General features: G+C 53.9%; 18 protein-coding genes and 1 pseudogene. 3 read left to right on the top strand and 16 right to left on the bottom strand.

Annotated features, from left to right (window positions below; translation table 11 throughout):
- The first annotated feature begins 16 nt into the window (after window positions 1–16).
- Together ACTG1P_RS16610 and ACTG1P_RS16605 are read left to right on the top strand one after the other, a co-directional pair.
- The gene (locus ACTG1P_RS16610; RefSeq protein ID WP_440001747.1) at window positions 17–658 is read left to right on the top strand and encodes a GspH/FimT family pseudopilin; all 642 of its coding nucleotides are present in this window, start codon (window positions 17–19) and stop codon (window positions 656–658) included.
- Window positions 659–756: 98 nt separating this feature from the next.
- On the top strand, window positions 757–1,284 hold the full coding sequence (locus tag ACTG1P_RS16605) for a GspH/FimT family pseudopilin (protein WP_108541571.1): 528 nt from the start codon (window positions 757–759) through the stop codon (window positions 1,282–1,284).
- A 27-nt stretch (window positions 1,285–1,311) separates the two neighbouring features.
- Here ACTG1P_RS16605 and tapY2 read toward each other — a convergent pair whose 3' ends face one another.
- The 12 genes and pseudogenes from tapY2 to murJ form a co-directional block, all read right to left on the bottom strand.
- Window positions 1,312–1,593: a type IVa secretion system protein TapY2 gene (tapY2, locus tag ACTG1P_RS16600; protein ID WP_108541570.1), complete on the bottom strand. Its 282-nt coding sequence runs from the start codon at window positions 1,591–1,593 to the stop codon at window positions 1,312–1,314.
- Entirely contained in the window at window positions 1,590–5,252 is a 3,663-nt protein-coding gene (locus ACTG1P_RS16595) for a pilus assembly protein (RefSeq protein WP_440001746.1), read from the bottom strand. The genes tapY2 and ACTG1P_RS16595 overlap by 4 nt, the downstream gene beginning before the upstream one ends.
- Before the next feature lie 10 nt (window positions 5,253–5,262).
- Window positions 5,263–5,700: a type IVa pilus pseudopilin TppD gene (gene tppD / locus ACTG1P_RS16590; RefSeq protein WP_440001745.1), complete on the bottom strand. Its 438-nt coding sequence runs from the start codon at window positions 5,698–5,700 to the stop codon at window positions 5,263–5,265.
- A complete protein-coding gene (locus ACTG1P_RS16585) occupies window positions 5,697–6,692 on the bottom strand; it encodes a PilW family protein (protein WP_440001744.1) in 996 nt (331 codons plus the stop codon). Before ACTG1P_RS16585 ends, tppD begins: the two co-directional genes overlap by 4 nt.
- Complete coding sequence (gene pilV, locus ACTG1P_RS16580; RefSeq protein ID WP_440001743.1) at window positions 6,689–7,258, bottom strand: type IV pilus modification protein PilV; 570 nt, start codon at window positions 7,256–7,258, stop codon at window positions 6,689–6,691. Before pilV ends, ACTG1P_RS16585 begins: the two co-directional genes overlap by 4 nt.
- Window positions 7,259–7,260: 2 nt before the next feature.
- The gene (locus ACTG1P_RS16575) at window positions 7,261–7,665 is read right to left on the bottom strand and encodes a type IV pilin protein (protein ID WP_019445575.1); all 405 of its coding nucleotides are present in this window, start codon (window positions 7,663–7,665) and stop codon (window positions 7,261–7,263) included.
- Between the two features lie 110 nt (window positions 7,666–7,775).
- A complete protein-coding gene (gene ispH, locus ACTG1P_RS16570) occupies window positions 7,776–8,711 on the bottom strand; it encodes a 4-hydroxy-3-methylbut-2-enyl diphosphate reductase (protein ID WP_159158173.1) in 936 nt (311 codons plus the stop codon).
- Window positions 8,711–9,163: an FKBP-type peptidyl-prolyl cis-trans isomerase gene (fkpB, locus tag ACTG1P_RS16565; RefSeq protein WP_440001742.1), complete on the bottom strand. Its 453-nt coding sequence runs from the start codon at window positions 9,161–9,163 to the stop codon at window positions 8,711–8,713. Before fkpB ends, ispH begins: the two co-directional genes overlap by 1 nt.
- Window positions 9,160–9,657: a signal peptidase II gene (gene lspA / locus ACTG1P_RS16560; protein ID WP_005340447.1), complete on the bottom strand. Its 498-nt coding sequence runs from the start codon at window positions 9,655–9,657 to the stop codon at window positions 9,160–9,162. The genes fkpB and lspA overlap by 4 nt, the downstream gene beginning before the upstream one ends.
- Window positions 9,657–12,518, bottom strand: a complete 2,862-nt coding sequence (ileS, locus tag ACTG1P_RS16555) for an isoleucine--tRNA ligase (RefSeq protein ID WP_440001741.1) — start codon at window positions 12,516–12,518, stop codon at window positions 9,657–9,659. Before ileS ends, lspA begins: the two co-directional genes overlap by 1 nt.
- Window positions 12,518–13,491 (bottom strand): annotated as a pseudogene (gene ribF / locus ACTG1P_RS16550) (bifunctional riboflavin kinase/FAD synthetase). The gene ileS and the pseudogene ribF overlap by 1 nt, the downstream one beginning before the upstream one ends.
- 155 nt (window positions 13,492–13,646) lie before the next feature.
- A complete protein-coding gene (gene murJ / locus ACTG1P_RS16545; protein ID WP_026034954.1) occupies window positions 13,647–15,209 on the bottom strand; it encodes a murein biosynthesis integral membrane protein MurJ in 1,563 nt (520 codons plus the stop codon).
- 191 nt (window positions 15,210–15,400) lie between these two features.
- Here murJ and rpsT point away from each other — a divergent pair, with 191 nt between their 5' ends.
- The gene (gene rpsT / locus ACTG1P_RS16540) at window positions 15,401–15,664 is read left to right on the top strand and encodes a 30S ribosomal protein S20 (RefSeq protein ID WP_005308808.1); all 264 of its coding nucleotides are present in this window, start codon (window positions 15,401–15,403) and stop codon (window positions 15,662–15,664) included.
- Between the two features lie 49 nt (window positions 15,665–15,713).
- Here rpsT and ACTG1P_RS16535 read toward each other — a convergent pair whose 3' ends face one another.
- The 4 genes from ACTG1P_RS16535 to nhaA are packed head-to-tail and all read right to left on the bottom strand — an operon-like array spanning window position 15,714 to window position 18,581.
- The gene (locus ACTG1P_RS16535; protein WP_005348924.1) at window positions 15,714–16,016 is read right to left on the bottom strand and encodes an ArsR/SmtB family transcription factor; all 303 of its coding nucleotides are present in this window, start codon (window positions 16,014–16,016) and stop codon (window positions 15,714–15,716) included.
- Window positions 16,017–16,067: 51 nt separating this feature from the next.
- Window positions 16,068–17,000, bottom strand: a complete 933-nt coding sequence (nhaR, locus tag ACTG1P_RS16530) for a transcriptional activator NhaR (protein ID WP_440001740.1) — start codon at window positions 16,998–17,000, stop codon at window positions 16,068–16,070.
- Complete coding sequence (locus tag ACTG1P_RS16525; protein ID WP_019445581.1) at window positions 16,987–17,394, bottom strand: hypothetical protein; 408 nt, start codon at window positions 17,392–17,394, stop codon at window positions 16,987–16,989. The genes nhaR and ACTG1P_RS16525 overlap by 14 nt, the downstream gene beginning before the upstream one ends.
- Complete coding sequence (nhaA, locus tag ACTG1P_RS16520) at window positions 17,391–18,581, bottom strand: Na+/H+ antiporter NhaA (protein ID WP_440001739.1); 1,191 nt, start codon at window positions 18,579–18,581, stop codon at window positions 17,391–17,393. Before nhaA ends, ACTG1P_RS16525 begins: the two co-directional genes overlap by 4 nt.
- Window positions 18,582–18,623 lie beyond the last annotated feature (42 nt).

Genomic DNA, 18,623 nt, shown 5'->3' with positions numbered 1-18,623 from the left:
CATCTTGAATTCGAAAATGATGGGGAATGATAAAGAAAAGGGGGGCAATCTGCCAGTTCAAGACAGGCGTAACCGTGTGACAGCAACCAACGGGAAGGATAAGCTGAACATAGTCACGGAACGACAGGCCTTCGCAGATATGAAAAACGCCGGATTTACCCTGATGGAGTTGATGATAGCCATTGCGCTGGGTGTCATTCTGTTGGGGATTGGTATTCCTTCCCTCTCTAACCTGCTTGGCAGCAATAATTTGGCGACCCAGGAAAAGAGCCTGCTAAACCACTTAAACTATGCGAGACAACAGGCAATATCTAACCAACAAACGGTTACTCTCTGCCTGACCACTATCAATAATTCTGTAGAGGAGTGTGTTACTGCCAATCAAAATGGAGCGACCCGGCAGATCGCTTTTATCGATACTAATAGCGATCAGAAGCTCAATGGCAGCGAAACAACTCTGACGGCAAGTCCCGAGTTTCCTGCAGAACTGGCCATTTCTGCAGATGCACAGGCGCTGCGCTTCACCCCAGATGGCACCATTACGTCTGACAGCGAGGTCATCTTTTCACTCTGTGTAAGCGGCGAAAAGGGCGTTCAGATTGAAGTTATGCCTGCCGGACGTGCCCATAGCCAAGCAAGTGGTGCTGTATGTCCATGACCAGCGTTAACTACAGCGAAACACACATGAGCACAAAAGGATCCATTTCAATCCAGTAGCTATGCTTAGAGTCTCCTTTGAGCAAGGACTCATACGCTATGGCACGAAATGGATTTACCCTGCTTGAGTTTTTGATATCGGCAAGCCTGACAACCATCCTGCTGACTGTGGGACTACCGTCATTGGCAAATTTGCTAACATCCACTGACAGCGACATCTACACCAGAAACCTGCAGGACCACCTGATCTTCGGTCAACGGCAAGCCATCACACAGCAGCAACCCGTCACAGCATGTCTTGCCATGCCGGTCAGAAACTCCACAAAAGAAGGCTGTGTACTCGCAAATCAAACCGGCGCCCAGCGCATGCTTGTCTTTATCGACATCAATCAGGATCGCCAATTCGATATTACAAATGGCGATATCTTGTTATCAGCAACAGAACCCTTTCTTGAAAAACATACCGTGACGGCCAATCGACAATTTGTGCGCTTTAGTCCAGATGGCACTGCGATTGGCACCAACATGACACTCAGGTTCTGTATCGACCAGGTGCCCCGAGTCGATATCATCGTTTCCCCATCCGGCAGAAGCAGAAGCGAAAAAAAGGGGCTGAGTTGTTCTTAGCCCCTTTACCCTACTCAATAACCAACGTTATCTGGGTTGGATTTCATCTTGTTTTTTTGCATTAGCCAGCGAAAAGGTGGCCGCCAAAGGAACGCACTCGATTACCTCTGTCACAAGATGCACCACCCCATCAATCTCATAACCTTTCTGTTTAAACACCCTGACAAGATTTGCCTTGCTCGTATCAACAACCGGTTGCTGCAACACCATCTGTATGCCACCTTCCAGAGTGACATAACATTTTATGTCTTCCGTTTGGGCATGAACCAACAAGGGCAAGCCCACACACCAGAGCAGCATGCGTTTCATCCCTGTTCTCCTTCATAGAGATAGATTTTCTTGGGAGACATATCCATTTTTGCCTCTTCCGCACCTTGTGAGCATTCTCCTTCACCGGTACAGCGCTCAGGCTCTCCCTTCCCATCATCTTTGAGGATGACCTCCTTGCCCGGAGCACCACCTATAATCCTGATCCGGCCATCATCCCCACCATGAATAACCAGATCATCAGCAACCTTATTTTGCACCTCTACGTAACGCTGAATAACTTCCTGATTGTTGCTATCCAGTACATATTTGAAAGAAGTGCCATAGTGCATATCAATCATATATTGGCGCATGGCACCGATCGATTGAATCGTACATTGTTGGAAGTCCTGTACCTGAGGCAAGAAGGAGGTGAAATAGAGCTTGCCTTGCAACACCAAACCAGCCCCCATTGATTTTTCACCGCTTTCATTGAGCCAGAATTTCCATCCCAACTTGCTGGTCAACGCCTTGGTGGTGTTTACAATCTGATCTTCATTCAAACCCGTAAAGGGATCGCTGGTCACATCGTAGAGATCGTTCAGTGTGATACTTGATGGCACCGCTGGTTCAGACGTTGCCCCAAACAAGGTTGGATTAACATTATAGTCACGTAGCATCACATACACATTTTGGGTTGTCGCCTCCGAGGAGGGGCGGTTTCTATCACCACTGCCTATCAATACGGCATCAAACGGACGCTCACTGTAAAGATAATTTGTACCATCATACTTCCAACCTTTATTAATGGTGCGCACCAATACGGGCTGGGTAAAGAAACGGCGATCATCTTCCAGCTTCTTGGCAGTTCCACTTAAATGTGCATTTCCCAAACTGGCAAACTTGATGGCCGTCCATTTGGATTTTTCTGTCCCCTTCATGTCGATGCGCCAGATCTGACCGCCGGTATCACCCGCATAAACCCGGTCAGATACACCATCTCCATCGCTGTCCAGCACAGAAACAGCGCCAGGCATACTATAAACCATGCCTGCAACCTGTTTGTTGGTTGCACTGGCCGCATCCGGGGTAAAGCTGAACAACAGCGTGCCGGCCTCAGCATCCACGATATAAATACCCAACCCTTCACTGTCTTCAGCCCCCTGGCCAAAATAGCTCTTGGCCTGATCATAACCTCCAGAGAATATCAGGACTGGCTTATAAGTTTTTTTACCATTGGTTTCTGTGTAATAACCGGGAATAAACGCAACCTCGGGGATCGACCAGGTCTCGCCTAGTTTGCTGAAACCGGCGCTGTTTTTATCCAACCGCCACATCAGCGAAGGGGAGTCCGGATTGGATATATTCAACGCATAATAGGCCTTGCCACCACCCCGCAGCCCAGTGAATAACCACACCTTGTCACCTTGTGACGACTTGATATGACCATCTTTTACTTGCTCATTGACCAGCACTGTCGGCGATGCATCCACACCATAGAGATGCACTGATGAGTCCAGGTTCTCTCGCAGCGCTTTCTGATTCGCGATAAATTGATAGGGCATAACGGCCCAGCTTTCATCAACCGTGGTGCCGCTGTCTTTAAACATATGCAAGAAGCCGGCATTACTTCCCATCACGATGCGCAAGTCAGGTGTACATGTAGTCTGTCCTGTCGACCTTGTACAACCGTAGTTGATCACTAATGGCCGTGAATGCAACGGGTCACCAAGAATATGCTCCCGATTATCTGTTCTATCACCATCCTGATTCTCATCAAACGCATCAATCCCCTTGGTCCAATTAAGCAGGTCATCCATGCTATCAGCACTATCAAGCTTCATGACAGTGCGTAGCTGCGTCGCCCCGCCTGCCATGCCCTCAAGAGCAGACTTGCTAAAGGGAGTTAATGTATTAGTGGAAGGGGGAATAATATAAAGATTGCGATTGGTTTTAGCAGCCAGCATTTCTTGTACCCCACCCTCGGCAACCTTGTTACCATCACTGGTGGATGACCAATAGGTTTTTGCTGATTCAAGAATTGTTCCATCACTGGATATCGCAGGTAAGCCACTCTGATCGACTACATAACCCTTATCTGGATTCAGAACCAGCTTTTTAAGATTTCCCTTCCATCGTGGACCAGAACCAGGCTCAAACATTGCATAATAAATATTATTCAGACTGCGAGTACGGTCAAAGTTATTAGTGGCAATGGCGGGAGAGACCAGCGAGGTATTCATTTTCAAGATAGCTAGTAATGATGATTTTAATGCTTCGTTAAGTTGGGTTGCATCGGTTGCCGGATAGTATTTACCCCCACCACGACGAGCGGTCTCTGCCAATAATGCACCGGCCCCCTTAATTGCTTCATCTCCAAAACCCACGGTGAATGTTGTGACTGTTTGTTTGCCAATAGCCGAGGTGTTTACATCATTGTTTTTCATATATCCGGCAAGTGCAGCAAGATAGCTTTTTTCACCAGAAGCCCCATAACTAACCAAGCCGCCATAAGCAACCTTATCCTCTGTAGATAACGTGCTGATCAGGTTGGCGACAAGGGAATCTGCTGCTTTATCATTGGTTGGTTCACCATCTGTCATATAGATGATATAACCATTATTGGAGCATTTATCATAGGGGGTTTTATATATACCCGATGTTACTTCAGCATTGCTATCCCGCTTGGGAGTACGATTTACATCATCGTCACCAAAGTACACCCCCAAACCGCCAAAGTATCTATATGATTCATATAGTGTTTCACACAAGGGAGTCCAAGTGTCAGAGCTCAAACTATTTACCTTGTCAATCAAATCCTGCGCACCGCTTTTACCAGAGGTGAGGATGGCATCGTTACCTACAATATTTCGGATTATTCTTCCGCCATTTCTACTACCTGGTTCATTGCCATCATTGTAGTTAAAAACAGCCAGACCAAAATCGACAGCTGGCGTAGCCAAAACCAGTTCTTTGACTGCATCCTGAGCAACTTTCAATCGAGTTTGTGTTGACACACCTGTACTACCGTAATACCAACGGACATAATTTGCCGTAAATAATGAGATCTGGGTAGAACTACCACTAGCAAGAGCATTGGCTACATTTGATGTGTAAAACCAGCTTCCTGTTGTGCGATTTGGCTTGTCAACGGGATAACCATCAACAATATATGTTGAATATGGGCCTGAATATTGATTGTTTGTGTTTCGCTCATCAATATCTTGCTGGCAATCTGCAATTATTATACTGTAAATATCAAAATCATTTAGAGAACGCCAACGCCCCTTTCTATTTTTATCATATATTTCATATCCCCAAACTCGTGACTGAAATCGGCCCACATTATTTAGAGGGCCTTTAGATGTCGCACATGCATTTAAATTCTCACTAAAACGTTTGGTACTGTTGATAGTGGGAACTTTTCCATCAGTGGAGAAATAGATGAAGCGATTGCTATTATTAACATCTGGATCATTAGCCAACGATGGATAACTTATCGATGAGTCATAAGGCTCTTTAGCAACTTCGGTTGTATTTTTCATACTCCCCGAGTTATCGAAAATAAAGAGCACCTTAGGGCGGAAGTCCCCCGCCTTGGCAAAGTCATAAATAAACAACTCGGTATCATCTGAATAACCAGTACCTACCGCCAAAGATCCCCCTGATATTCCGCAACACAATACCAGCAAGCTTGTTAATAAACAGTTCCTTATGTTCATTACTGGCTCCCTAATTGGCACTGAGCAAGGGTTGTTCTACCCCGGCAGTAAAGGTCATTTGGCTATTCACCTTGCCATAAGCACTGGATGTGGTGGCTTCAGCATAACGACAAGCTGGCGTTACATTCTGACTACTGGCTTCAAATTTGCGTTTACATATACTTTCTGTATTGACTGTCAGGGTCGTCGATGGAGTAGTAGTACCTATTGCAGCTGAAACCCCAATAGCCTGTGTAGCAATCTGTGTTGAAAGAGAAGTATCGCTCAATGCAGACTCCAGAGTACCTTCAACTTCGTGCTCCGCCCGTTGCAAACTGGCACTAGAACCCGCCATCTTCAGACTCATACCACTGGATTGCATGACGACTACCGCAATCAGAGTCAAGGGAACCAGAATAACCAGTGCAACGATCAATGCTACACCCTGGTTTTTTTTAACCAATCTCATGTTCCACCTCGGGTGGTTATTTGTTGATTGCGTAATGCAATACTGCTTTCCAAGAGCAGACGGCGATAACCATCACCACCACCATTAACCGTAATATTACCGAGTTGGTAGCTATTGTTATTCTTATAGCGACTTGATTCCCGAGCGGCTCTAATCAGCAAGAAAAGCCGAGCCCCCAATACTCGCCCCTCATTCCAGCGCTGTGTTGTCATTTGGTCCGTTGACATATATCTGTCTATACGTCCATCAGGGATCAAGGTATCGTCAACTCCATACATCAGAACCATATGTTCAACGCCTTCGGCCATAGCACCACCAATCAGAGCAGAACCACCATTAACGGTCAAATAGCGCTTGCGTAAGACAGGAATACCATCTTCTTGTGACAGGTAATAAATATAGTGTTGGTATTCCCAGACCTGGCTCTCATTATTGGCACCAAAGAGTGGTCGGGTTTCACTTCCCTTGATGATTCTCGCCTCCTGACTATTGGCTGCCATATAAAAGCGGTTTGTATCCAATCCCTCTGATGCTGGTATAGGACGCCCTACCAGTCGCTTGATACTGATAACATCCGAGTTTGCCACCCGATCAGCAGCGAGAATACAAGCGAATCCAGCCAATCCTTTGGTGGTTGATACCCGGCTTACCCATAGCCCCCTGATGGGACCAGCATTTGAGGGCAAACTACCGACAGAGCGCTCATCCAGGCAATCGCTACTGGCAGGAACAATGCTGCCAGCACTGAGGCTCAGAGAAGAACCAACTTGTGTTGACTGGCCGGTATAAGCCCCAAAAAAACCAGCCCATTTGATATCCTGGCTAATCAGCCGAATGGCCAACCGACCATTCTCCTGTAATTCACTTTGATCAAAGGCATCTTCAGAGCTGGAGCGAGACATCACAAAAACAGTGAATACCCCGGCTAGGATGAATAGACCGAGCAGCATAGCGACCAGCCACTCTACCAGCGTGAAACCGCGAGAATTCATAAAGTCGTCGTCAGAATAAACTGGCGCCTCGAAAGATTATTTGCTGTCGAGAGTTGACACTCATTGATCAGCGTTGCCGCGGCGGTGGCAGCCCCCCCATCAGATATATCTTGTTTGCCAGCCCAAAATATTCCGACAGCCAATACATTATTGGCCCGCCGCACCACGCAACCTATCGGTGAATTCAAGGAAGATGCAGCCCCCGACACACTGGCCCCAAGCAAGGCTTGTTGCCAGTAGTGAAGGTCGGCGTTACGTAAATCTGCAGCACTGCACGCGCTAATTGTGCCATCTGCGGCTGCGCATGTCGGGCGTGGCAAGTTAGCAGCAAGATTAACGGTCACTGCACCGGATGCGGTCCAGCTATCGCGATTTATCCGTACTCGTTCAACCATATCGTTAGCCAACCAACTGGCGATAGTACGCTGACGAGCTTCATAACTGGCAAATTTGGAATGGGTTTGCAAAGCAACCAGACCAAGCAGCCCCAGCGACAGGATCACTGCGGTGATCATCACCTCCAGCAGGCTGAATCCTCTCTCATGTGATGAAACATGAATGGCCATGGCTATTCCCAACAGCTATTGCTAGCTGCACCAGAGGCACTTTTGACACCCAACTGATTAATGGAAAACACCGTGCAATCGGTATCTTTGGCTTGGGCTGTCGTTGCGCCAGCACTGGCTGACAAGGTGTAGGTGTTACCTGATACGGCAATGGATAATTGATACAGGCCATTCTCAGATGCACTACTGATACCAAGAGCAGCAGCAGAGGATGCATACTGATTGAAATCCATAAAATAGGTTTCTTGCCGATTGGCCGCATTGAGCAGCATGCTCTTGGCTTCGACACGATGACTGGTCAGCACATATTGCTGATAGGCGGGATAAGCGATGGTGCCAAGAATCGCCACGATGGCGATGACAATCATCAACTCAATAAGAGAAAAGCCACGAAAGTATCCAATCATATCCCATCCTTGGTGACAGACTGCTTCATAAGTTTAACGCCGAGCCTGTCTCTTGAACAAACCCGGCGTCATTATCAACACACTTTATTCTTAAGCCTTCCTGGCTGCACTCAAATTATTCTAAGTTCGGGAGGAACCTCAAAGACTACGTTCTCTTCACGGCCAGGATGCTCGGCGACCACCTTGCCACCCAGCTCCCGCAGGCGGGCAATCACGTTTTGCACCAGCACCTCGGGGGCTGATGCACCTGCAGTGACGCCGATCGCCTTCACCCCTTCCAACCAGCTCGCCTCGATCATCGACGCATCGTCGATAAGATAGGCTCTGGCGCCCACCTTCTCGGCCAGCTCGCGCAGACGGTTGGAGTTGGAGGAGTTGCGAGACCCCACCACCAGCATGGCGTCCACCAGCCCTGCCATCTCCCGCACCGCATCCTGACGGTTCTGGGTGGCGTAGCAGATATCGTCCTTGCGCGGCCCCTGGATCTTGGGGAAGTGCTTGCGCAGCGCATCGATCACGTCCGAGGTCTCATCCACGCTCAGGGTGGTCTGGGTGACGAAGCAAAGGTCATCCGGATTCTTCACCTTGAGCCTGGCCACATCTTCCGGTGTCTCCACCAGATACATGCCACCTTCGCGATTCTCGTATTGCCCCATGGTCCCGATCACCTCGGGGTGGCCAGCATGACCGATAAGCACGGCTTCGGAGCCCTTGCGACTGGCGCGATGGACTTCCATGTGAACCTTGGTCACCAGCGGACAGGTGGCATCAAATACCTTGAGGGCGCGGGACTTGGCCATCTCGCGCACTGTTTTGGCCACGCCGTGAGCAGAGAAGATGACGATGCTGTCATCCGGCACCTCATCGAGCTCCTCGACGAAGACGGCACCCGCATCTTTCAGCTTGTTCACCACATAGCGGTTATGCACCACTTCGTGGCGGACATAGATGGGGGCACCGAACTTCTCCAGCGCGCTCTCGACAATGCTGATGGCGCGATCAACACCGGCGCAAAAACCGCGAGGGTTAGCGAGCAGAATATCCATTAATGCACCTTCTCCTCATCATCAACGCCCAGGATCTCCACCTCGAAGGTGACGGTATGACCGGCCAGCGGGTGGTTGAAATCGACCGTCACCGACATCCCGGCTACCTCCCGGATGATGCCCGGCAGCTCGCTGCCATTGGGCTGATCGAACAGGATGATGGTGCCGACTTTTGGCTCCACATCGGCGCCAAATTTGGCCCGGTCGAGATGGTAGATGTTGTCGGGATTGGAGAGACCAAAGGCCTCTTCCGGCGCCAGAGTAAAACTCTTGCTCTCCCCTTCGCGCAGGCCCAGCAGACACTGCTCGAAGGTGGGAGTCAGGCTGCCATCGCCCATCCGCAGGCGGGCAGGTTTGCCGTGCAGCGCCGTGCTGTCGGCAACCGAGCCATCTTCCAGCTTGATGGAGAAGTGGAACAGCACGCTGCTGTTAGCGGTGATCTGCTGGCTCATGCCTGCTCCTTTTTCTCACCACGGAAACCGTCCAGCACAATCATGGCGGCCCCGATAAAGATAAAGCTGTCGGCCAGATTGAATGCCGGCCAATGCGCACGCTGCCAGTAGAAGTCGAGGAAATCGACCACATGGCCCAGCACCAGTCGATCAAAGACGTTACCAAGGGCGCCGCCGATAATGAGTGAATAGGCGATACCGCTCCAACGCTGGGTCACCGACTGCTTGCGCAGCCAGTGGATCAGCAATCCACAGATGGCAAAAGCCAGCACCGCGAAGAACCAGCGCTGCCAGCCCCCCTGATCAGCCAGAAAGCTGAATGCGGCACCCTTGTTGTAGACGTGAACCAGATTGAAGAAGGGGGTGATCTCCACCCCCGGGTAACCAAATGGCAGCAACTTGACCACGGCGAGCTTGCTCGCCTGGTCCAGTACAAAGGCCAGCACTGCCAGCCACAGCCAACGCAGGCCGCTTTTATGTTGAGTCATGTTCATCAGGCAAATTGACGAGTTTCGCCGTCACCCTCAACGTTGGTCACACAGCGACCACAGATCTCTTCGTGACCCGCGATGGTGCCCACATCTTCTACATGGTGCCAGCAGCGGTCGCACTTGGCGGCAACAGACTGGGCCACGCTCAGCCACAGGTCATCACGCTCGGTCGCCACAGAGCCTTCCGGCGCAGTGTCAGCCTCAACCACATTGGCTTTGGAGGTGAGCAGCACGAAGCGCAGCTCATCAGCCAGGGCATTCAGGCGTGCAGCCAGCTCCGGCTTGGCGAACAGGGTCAGCTCGGCCTGCAGGGAGCCGCCGATACGCTTCTCGCCACGGGCCACTTCCAGCGCCTTGTTCACTTCACCACGCACGGTGAGGATCTCGGCCCAGAAATCGTCGTTGAGGGTTTCACCCGCTTCCAGACCGAACAAGCCGTCGTACCACTCTTCGGTGAAGACGAACTCGCCGCGCTCACCCGGCAGCAGTGCCCAGATTTCATCAGCGGTGAAGCTCATGATCGGCGCCATCCAGCGCACCATGGCTTCGGCGATGTGGTACAGGGCAGTCTGGCAGGAGCGACGGGCCAGGCTGTCAGCCTTGGCGGTGTACTGGCGATCCTTGATGACGTCCAGATAGAAGGAACCCATCTCGATGGAGCAGAACTGCATCAGCTTCTGGGTCACGCCGTGGAAGTTGTACTCATCGAAGGCTGCCATGATCTCGGCCTGTACCGCTTTGGCACGACCGACAGCCCAGCGATCCACCACCACCATGTCGGCAGGGGCCACCATGTCGGTCGCCGGATTGAAGCCGTTCAGGTTGGCCAGCAGGAAGCGGGCGGTGTTGCGAATACGGCGATAAGCATCGGCAGAGCGCTTGAGGATCTCGTCGGAGACGGTCATCTCGCCGGTGTAGTCAGTGCTCGCTACCCACAGACGCAGGATGTCTGCACCCAGCTTGTTCATTACGTCTTGCGGGCTCACCACGTTGCCGATGGACTTGGACATCTTGCGACCCTGACCATCCACGGTGAAGCCGTGAGTCAGCACCTGGTTGTAGGGAGCCTTGTCTTTCATGGCCACGCCGATCATCAGGGAGGACATGAACCAGCCACGGTGCTGGTCAGAACCTTCCAGATACATGTCGGCCGGCTTGCTGTTGAACTCGGGACGGGCATCAACCACGGAAGCGTGGGTAGAACCGGAGTCAAACCAGACGTCCAGAGTGTCAGGCACCTTGTCGTACATGTCGGCATCGGCACCCAGCAGCTCCGCCTTGTCCAGATCCCACCATGCCTGAATGCCGGACTGCTCGACCCGCTTGGCTACTTCATGCATCAGACGCACGGATTCCGGATGCAGTTCCTGAGTCTCTTTATGGACGAACAGGGAGATGGGCACACCCCAGGTGCGCTGACGGGAGATACACCAGTCAGGACGGTTCTCGACCATCGCCTGAATGCGGTTTTTACCCCAGGCCGGTACCCAGCCGCTCTGGCCTTGCTGGGCAATGCCGTCCTTCTCGATGCGCTCGATCTCTTCCAGCGCGCGCTTGCGCAGACCCTTCTGCTCCATGCTGATGAACCACTGCGGGGTGGCACGGAAGATGATCGGGGTCTTGTGACGCCAGCAGTGCGGATAGGAGTGGTTGAACACCTTGTGATGCAGCAGGGCGCCGCGCTCGGTCAGCACTTCGATCACGGAGGCATTGGCCTTGAACACATGCTGACCGGCAAACAGTTCGGTATCCGGCAGGTAAACACCGTTGCTGCCAACCGGGTTGGCCACTTCCAGACCGTACTTCTGACCGACCACGAAGTCTTCCTGACCGTGGCCAGGGGCAGTGTGCACGGCACCGGTACCGGCATCCAGGGTGACGTGATCACCCAGTACCACCGGCACGTCGAAGCTGTAGAAGGGGTGGTTGAAGCGCAGCAGCTCAAGCGCGGCGCCCTTGGCGTAACCCAGATTGTGGAACTTCTCGATACCGGCGCGATCCATCACATCCTTGACCAGCTCGGCGGCCAGGATCAGACGCTCGGGGTGCTCACCTTCAACCTGCACCAGTGCGTAATCCAGATCGGCATGCATGGCGATAGCACGGTTGGCCGGCAGGGTCCACGGAGTGGTGGTCCAGATCACCGCAGAGATCGGGCCCTTGCCGGTGTGGCCTTCGGCGCAGTCAAACTTGGCGGCAACGGTCGCCTCATCAACGGCCTTGAAGCGCACATCGATGGAGGGGGAGTTCTTGTCGTAGTACTCCACTTCGGCTTCAGCCAGCGCGGAGCCGCAATCGGTACACCAGTGCACCGGCTTGGAGCCTTTGTGCAGGTGACCGTTTTCAACGATCTTGGCCATGGAACGGATGATGTTGGCTTCGGTGCCAAAATCCATGGTCAGGTAGGGGTGTTCCCAGTCGCCCAGCACACCCAGACGGATGAAGTCGGTCTTCTGCGCTTCGATCTGGGTCTTGGCATATTTGCGGCACTCGGCGCGGAATTCGGCAGCGGAAACCTTCTCGCCCGGCTTGCCAACCATGCCTTCCACTTTCAGTTCGATAGGCAGACCGTGGCAATCCCAACCCGGCACATAGGGGGAATCGAAACCGGAGAGGCCCTTGGACTTGATGATGATGTCTTTGAGGATCTTGTTGACCGAGTGACCGATGTGAATGTTGCCGTTCGCATAGGGGGGGCCATCATGAAGAATGAAAGAAGGCTTGCCCGCTTTGGCGCGGCGAATAGCGCCGTAGAGATCCTGATCGTACCAACGTTTCAGCATGTTGGGTTCGCGCTTGGCCAGATCGCCACGCATCGGAAACTCGGTTTCCGGAAGATTCAGGGTGTGTTTATAGTCGCTCATCAGTCCTGGGTTCCCTTCTTTTCTAAAAGAGTGCTGGGTAAATTGAATTGTGGCAGCCCGAACCAGGCTCGGGCCGCCAGGGCATCTCGTTCGATCTGCTCTTCAAGGCAGTGAAAGAGGCAAACTTCTGCTCTTCGCGCAGCTTGTGGCGAAGCAGCACCTTGACCTGCTGACCATATAGATCACCAGAAAAATCAAATAGATGTACTTCCAATCTGGCTTGTGTACCGCTCAAGGTCGGCCGTACACCCACATTGGCTACACCGGGGAAGGTCTTGCCGGAACATATCACTTCCACCGCAAACACGCCACCGACCGGGATCACCTGACGCTTGAGGGCCAGATTGGCGGTGGGAAAACCTATGGTGCGCCCCAGCTTGTCGCCGTGGGCCACCCGGCCGCTGATGGTGTAGGGGCGGCCGAGCATCAGCTCCACCTCCGCCATGCGGCCCGCCTTGAGGGCTTCACGCACCAAGGTGCTGCTGACCCGCTGCCGTTCGAGCTGGAAGCTCTGGGTACTGATCACCTCGAAGCCGAAGCGATGACCCTCTTCCTCCAGCAGGTGGAAGTCCCCTTCCCGCCCCTTGCCGAAGCGAAAATCGTCGCCGACCACCAGATAGCGCACTCCGAGCTTCTCCACCAGCAACTGCTCGATGAAGGTCGAGGCCACCTGCTCGGCAAAGCGGTGGCTGAAGCGCACACAGAGCATGCGGTCGATATGCAGCCCCTGCAGTGCTTCGTACTTTTCCCGCAACCGGCTCAGCCGGGCCGGCGCCTCGCTACCGGCAAACAGCTCCAGCGGCTGCGGCTCAAACAGCATGACGCAGGCGGGCAATCCCAGCTGGGCCGCTTTCTCCTTGAGACGTGCCAATACCGCATGGTGACCCTGATGAACCCCATCAAAGTTGCCAATGGTTAATACACATCCCCGGTGACGGGGCTTGAGATTGTGAATGCCGCGAATAAGCTCCATCAGTGCCTTGTGCGTTGCTGCCATGGAAATCGGCGGATTATATATCAGGCAGCAGGCAGGGTCAGCCCTCATAGCCTGATTTCAACTATCCGGGCCCAAGCCCGCCCATCTGCGGCGCCATGAGGCACTATCCCCATGGCGCCGCAGGATCACGGCTACTGCTGCCCCGATTTAAGGTGACGCGGCCGAATGCCCAGCAGCAGCAGCACCACGGCATAGACCGCAGCCCCCAGCGACAGCAGCATGGTCAGCTGCAAACTGGCCTTACCCATGCTCCATGCGCCCCACTGGGCCAAATCCGGCGACAGATAGGCGAGCACGCCGCCCATCAGCACGCTGGCGACCAGCAGCTTGAGGCAGAACACGCCAGTATGGCGGGAGGGACGATAGACGCTCTGCTGGTACAACCCCTTGAACAGCAAGGCCGCATTCAGAGTGCCCGAGCAGGCAGTCGAGAGCGCCAGCCCCACGTAACCGAGCGGGTAGATGAAGATGAGGTTGCAAACCATGTTGGCAATCATCGACATCACCCCGATCCGCACCGGCGTCTTGGTATCCTGACGGGCGTAATAACCGGGTGCCAGCACCTTGATCAGCATCAGGGAGAGCAGACCGGTAGTGGAGGCCAGCAGGCTGGCGCTCGACATGGCCACTTCATGCAGGCCAAATTCGCCGCGCATGAACAACACTCGCAAAATGGGCTCGCGCATGACCGCAATGCCTATCATGGCGGGCAGGCCGAGCAGCATCACCATCCGCACCCCCCAATCCATGGTGCGGGAGAAGTCCGCCGGATCGGCATCCACATGCTTCTTGGCCAGCGCTGGCAGGATCACGGTACTGATGGCCACCGCAAACAGCCCGAGGGGGAACTCCAGCAGGCGATCCGAGTAGTAGAGATAGCTGATGGCACCAGTCGCCAGGAAGGAAGCCAGCATGGTGTTGACCAGCAGGTTGATCTGGCTGACCGAGACCCCGAACAGGGCCGGGATCATCAATGTGCGGATCTTCACCACCCCCGGGTGATTCCATCCCCACTTGGGCCATACCAGCATGTTGATTTGGCGCAAAAAGGGGTACTGGAACAGAAACTGCACCAAACCGCCCAAAAAGACACCAATCGCCAGCGAGATCTCAGGTTTGTCCATCAGCGGTGCAATCCACCAGGCCGCCGCAATCATGGTGATGTTGAGAAACACCGGCGTAAACGACGAGACAGCAAAGCGGCCGAAGGTGTTGAGGATAGCCCCCGCCATGGCGGTAAAGGTGATGAACCAGAGGTAAGGGAAGGTGATTTTGAGCATCAGACTGGCGAGCTCGAACTTCTCGGCCGCGGGGCCACCGTGCAGCCAATCCCAGAACCAGCCCCAGCCAAACAGCGCGGTCAGCACACCCGACCCCAGCACCCCGAGCAGGGTGACCACAGTCACTATCCCCCCCAGCGTGCCCGCTACCGCCGCCAGCAATTCACGCACTTCTCCCTCGTCGCCATTTTTCTTGTACTCCGTCATCACGGGAACAAAGGCCTGGTTAAATGCTCCTTCGGCGAACAGACGACGCAGAAAGTTGGGAATGCGATTGGCAAAAAAGAAGACGTCGGCGGCCACCCCGGCACCGAGCAGATTTGCGATGACTACATCGCGCACCAAGCCCATTACGCGGGATGCCAGCGTCATTCCGGACACTATCATGCCGGATTTGATCAATTTCTTACTCAAGACGAGGCCTCTGGAACTGTCAGAATGAAAAGAATGCTGCTAGAATCGGCCGACAGTTTAACCGTCTCCCTACTGACACACCACCGGGAGGCGGTGTTTATTTGCACAAATCATTTGACATTATGTGGTTGGAAGGGCATATTTCCGGGCCTTTTCAATACACTCGCTAAGACAGTTTTAGGAGTTTTACCTTGGCTAACATCAAATCTGCTAAGAAGCGCGCTCTTCAGTCAGAAAAACGCCGTCAGCACAACGCCAGCCGTCGTTCCATGACCCGTACCTACCTGAAGAAAGTCATTGCTGCTATCGCCTCTGGCGACAAAGCTGCTGCGACTGCCGCTTTCGCTGTTGCTCAGCCGATCATGGATCGTATGGCGACCAAAGGCCTGATCCACAAGAACAAAGCTGCTCGTCATAAGAGCCGCCTGTCTGCCCAGATCAAAGCTATGGCTTAATCAGCGTCTGCTGATCAAAGCTGAAAAAACCGGCCTTAGTGCCGGTTTTTTATTTATCTGAGCTGCAATAAAGTCGATGCAGCAAACTGATCATTTCACGCACCTCATGGCTGCGCAGCGAATAGTAGACCGTCTGGGCCTCTTTGCGCGTCGTCACCAGCTCATCCCGCCGCAGCAGCGCAAGATGCTGTGACAAGGCCGACTGACTCAATCCCAATCGCTCGTTGAGCTCCCCCACTGACAGTTCGCGCTCCAGCAACTGGCACAGAATAAACAGCCGCCGCTCGTTGGCCAGCGCCTTGAGCAAGGCCACCGCTTTACTCGCATTGGCTTCCATCTCTTCAAGTTGCATCACATCTCTCCTCTACCACTCATCGCCGATGATACGTGGTGACGGGTCGTTTTAAAACGACAGGGTGGCCGGCTGGATGGCGGAGAAGTTCTCCTGGCCGGAAAAGAGAAAGGTAAAATCGCTCTCACAGATCCGCTTCACCGCCGGATGCTGGATCATCCGCTCGGCGAAGATGACGTAATACTCCTCCATCAGATCCTGGGTTTCCCCGATCAGCATCACCCCCTCCCCCTCAAGGATCTCCTCCCGATAGATAGTCGGGGCCATGAAGATGCCCTGATTGAAGAAGCCAAACGCCTTCATCAAGGCGGCATCATCAAACTCGCCAAGAATGCTGGGGGAGACACCTTGCTGCTCGAACCACTGGGTCAGCTGACGCCCCATGGCAGTACGGCGACCGGGGATCAACAGCTTGCGCTCCTCCAGACAGGCGGGAAAGGGCTTCTCGGGCAGCGGCGCCTTGCAGAAGAAGCTGACGCCACAGCCTCCCAGCCGTTTGGAGAGCAGGCCCGCATGCTGACTGGAGTCCACCGGACAGTCGGAGAGGATCATATCGAGCTTGTGCTCGCTCAGCTGCTCCAGCAGTAGTTCGTGGGTTGATTCGAAACAGCGCAGATGGATGGATCCATCATTGGGGATGACAGAGAGCAGCACGCGGCTGGCCAGGCGCTTGGAGAGTGCATCGGCGATGCCGACGTCAAACAGGATCTGGCTCTCCTTGCGGTAGTTGACGATATCGAGCATCTCGTAGGAGAGGCTGAACATCTTGTCGGCATAACGAAATACCAGCTGGCCCAGCTCGGTTGCCTCAAGGGAGCGTCCCTTGCGCTTGAGCAGCTTGCCACCGAGGCGCTGCTCCAGCAGCTTGATCTGACCGGTGACGGTTTGCGGGGTCAAAAAAAGGGCTTCCGCTGCCTGGGTAACGGAGCCCTTCTTCTGAGTCATCCAAAAATAGTAAAGGTGGTTGTAGTTAAGGTGTGACATCCGATGGGGTTCCCGCTTGACGCGGACTCCGGTAGCAGCTGAGTTCAACCGCCAGAATGTCATACATATCGCTAACCGAGTCAACCTTGTTCGCGCCAAACTGCTCCATCAGACTGGCCTTGAGGCGTGCCTTGTCAGGCATCCGGTCCGCGCAATAACGCTTGTTGGAACGCTTGACCATCTCGCCAGCCCGGCTGCTCAGCGCCCGCTCGGAGAAGGTCTCGCCAAAGCGCGCCTTGGCCTGCTTGTCCCCCAGCAGCAGGGCGCTATCGACCACTCCGTTCAGATAGGCAGAACAGTTCGCCGAGGCGGCGTCCTGCTTGCAATCCTCCAGCCCACCGGCCCAGGCCGCGGGGCTCAACAACAGCATTAACAACCCTGTATGTAGCTTCATAGTCCCTCCGTACTCTGTTCCCCTTCACCCTTGGGAAGGGCCATGCGCAAGGCCAGATAGCCGACTACCGCCGCCATGGTGGAGCCCACCAGGATCCCGAGGCGAGAGTAGCTGCCGTAATCCAGCCCACCGTGCTCGAAGGCGAGCGACGCGATAAACATCGACATGGTAAACCCGATGCCACAGAGGATGCTGACCGCAAAAATCTGCTTGAAGTTGACCCCGGGCGGCAACTGGGCGATGCCCAGCTTGACCGACAGCCAGCTGATGGTGAACACCCCGAGCGGCTTGCCGATAAACAGCCCCAGCATGATCCCCATCGGTACCGGACTCAGCAGGGAGGAGAGACCAATCCCCTCCAGCGATACCCCGGCGTTGGCAAAGGCAAACAGCGGCAGGATCAGATAGGCACTCCAGGGGTGCAGCTGATGCTCCAGATACTTGAGCGGCGAGGCGTAACGCTTGCCGTTAAGCGGAACCATAAAGCCCACCACCACACCCGCCAAAGTCGCATGAACGCCAGACTTGAGCACCGCAACCCAGAGCACCAGACCAACCAGCATGTAGAGGCTGATCCGATCCTCACCACGGCGATTAATCCAAAGCAGAGTGAGGGTTGCCAGAATACCGATGGCCAGCGCCTCCAGCGACAACTGCTGGGTATAGAAGAGCGCGATGATAATAATGACACCGAGGTCATCCATGATGGCCAGCGCCAACAGGAATACCTTGAGGCTCACCGGCACCCGCTTGCCGAGCAACGCCATCACCCCGAGGGCAAAGGCGATGTCGGTCGCAGCCGGGATTGCCCAGCCAGCGCGCGCCACTTCATCCGAATAGTTGAAAAAGGCGTAGATCAAGGCCGGAGCCAGCATGCCGCCCACCGCAGCGATGGCCGGGAAGGTCGCCTGCACCCGAGTCGAGAGCGCCCCTTCCAGCATTTCACGCTTCACTTCCAGACCAACCAGCAGGAAGAAGATCGCCATGAAGCCATCGTTGATCCAGAGCAGCAGCGGCTTGTTGATGTCGAGGGCCGCGATGCGCACCTGCACCGGCGTATCTAGAAACGCCTGATACCCGCCAGCCAGCGCGGTATTGGCTAAAATCATTGCCAGCATGGCAGCCATGATCAGAATAATTCCGGAGGCAGCCTCCAGCTTCAGGAACTTTTTGATTACGTCACTCATGGTTAAATTTTCCACCGTTTTGCTTTGGTTTGAGTCTATATC

Source organism: Aeromonas sp. 11P (assembly GCF_051920165.1).
Taxonomy (GTDB): Bacteria; Pseudomonadota; Gammaproteobacteria; order Enterobacterales; family Aeromonadaceae; genus Aeromonas; species Aeromonas veronii.
Note: the sequence above shows the minus strand (reverse complement) of the source record. Positions and strands in the feature narration are given on the sequence as shown.

Coding starts and splice junctions, on each gene's coding strand:
- ACTG1P_RS16610 (WP_440001747.1), top strand. CDS start 17: ATGATGGGGAATGATAAAGAAAAGGGGGGCAATCTGCCAGTTCAAGAC.
- ACTG1P_RS16605 (WP_108541571.1), top strand. CDS start 757: ATGGCACGAAATGGATTTACCCTGCTTGAGTTTTTGATATCGGCAAGC.
- tapY2 (WP_108541570.1), bottom strand. CDS start 1,593: ATGAAACGCATGCTGCTCTGGTGTGTGGGCTTGCCCTTGTTGGTTCAT.
- ACTG1P_RS16595 (WP_440001746.1), bottom strand. CDS start 5,252: ATGAACATAAGGAACTGTTTATTAACAAGCTTGCTGGTATTGTGTTGC.
- tppD (WP_440001745.1), bottom strand. CDS start 5,700: ATGAGATTGGTTAAAAAAAACCAGGGTGTAGCATTGATCGTTGCACTG.
- ACTG1P_RS16585 (WP_440001744.1), bottom strand. CDS start 6,692: ATGAATTCTCGCGGTTTCACGCTGGTAGAGTGGCTGGTCGCTATGCTG.
- pilV (WP_440001743.1), bottom strand. CDS start 7,258: ATGGCCATTCATGTTTCATCACATGAGAGAGGATTCAGCCTGCTGGAG.
- ACTG1P_RS16575 (WP_019445575.1), bottom strand. CDS start 7,665: ATGATTGGATACTTTCGTGGCTTTTCTCTTATTGAGTTGATGATTGTC.
- ispH (WP_159158173.1), bottom strand. CDS start 8,711: ATGGATATTCTGCTCGCTAACCCTCGCGGTTTTTGCGCCGGTGTTGAT.
- fkpB (WP_440001742.1), bottom strand. CDS start 9,163: ATGAGCCAGCAGATCACCGCTAACAGCAGCGTGCTGTTCCACTTCTCC.
- lspA (WP_005340447.1), bottom strand. CDS start 9,657: ATGAACATGACTCAACATAAAAGCGGCCTGCGTTGGCTGTGGCTGGCA.
- ileS (WP_440001741.1), bottom strand. CDS start 12,518: ATGAGCGACTATAAACACACCCTGAATCTTCCGGAAACCGAGTTTCCG.
- ACTG1P_RS16535 (WP_005348924.1), bottom strand. CDS start 16,016: ATGCAACTTGAAGAGATGGAAGCCAATGCGAGTAAAGCGGTGGCCTTG.
- nhaR (WP_440001740.1), bottom strand. CDS start 17,000: ATGTCACACCTTAACTACAACCACCTTTACTATTTTTGGATGACTCAG.
- ACTG1P_RS16525 (WP_019445581.1), bottom strand. CDS start 17,394: ATGAAGCTACATACAGGGTTGTTAATGCTGTTGTTGAGCCCCGCGGCC.
- nhaA (WP_440001739.1), bottom strand. CDS start 18,581: ATGAGTGACGTAATCAAAAAGTTCCTGAAGCTGGAGGCTGCCTCCGGA.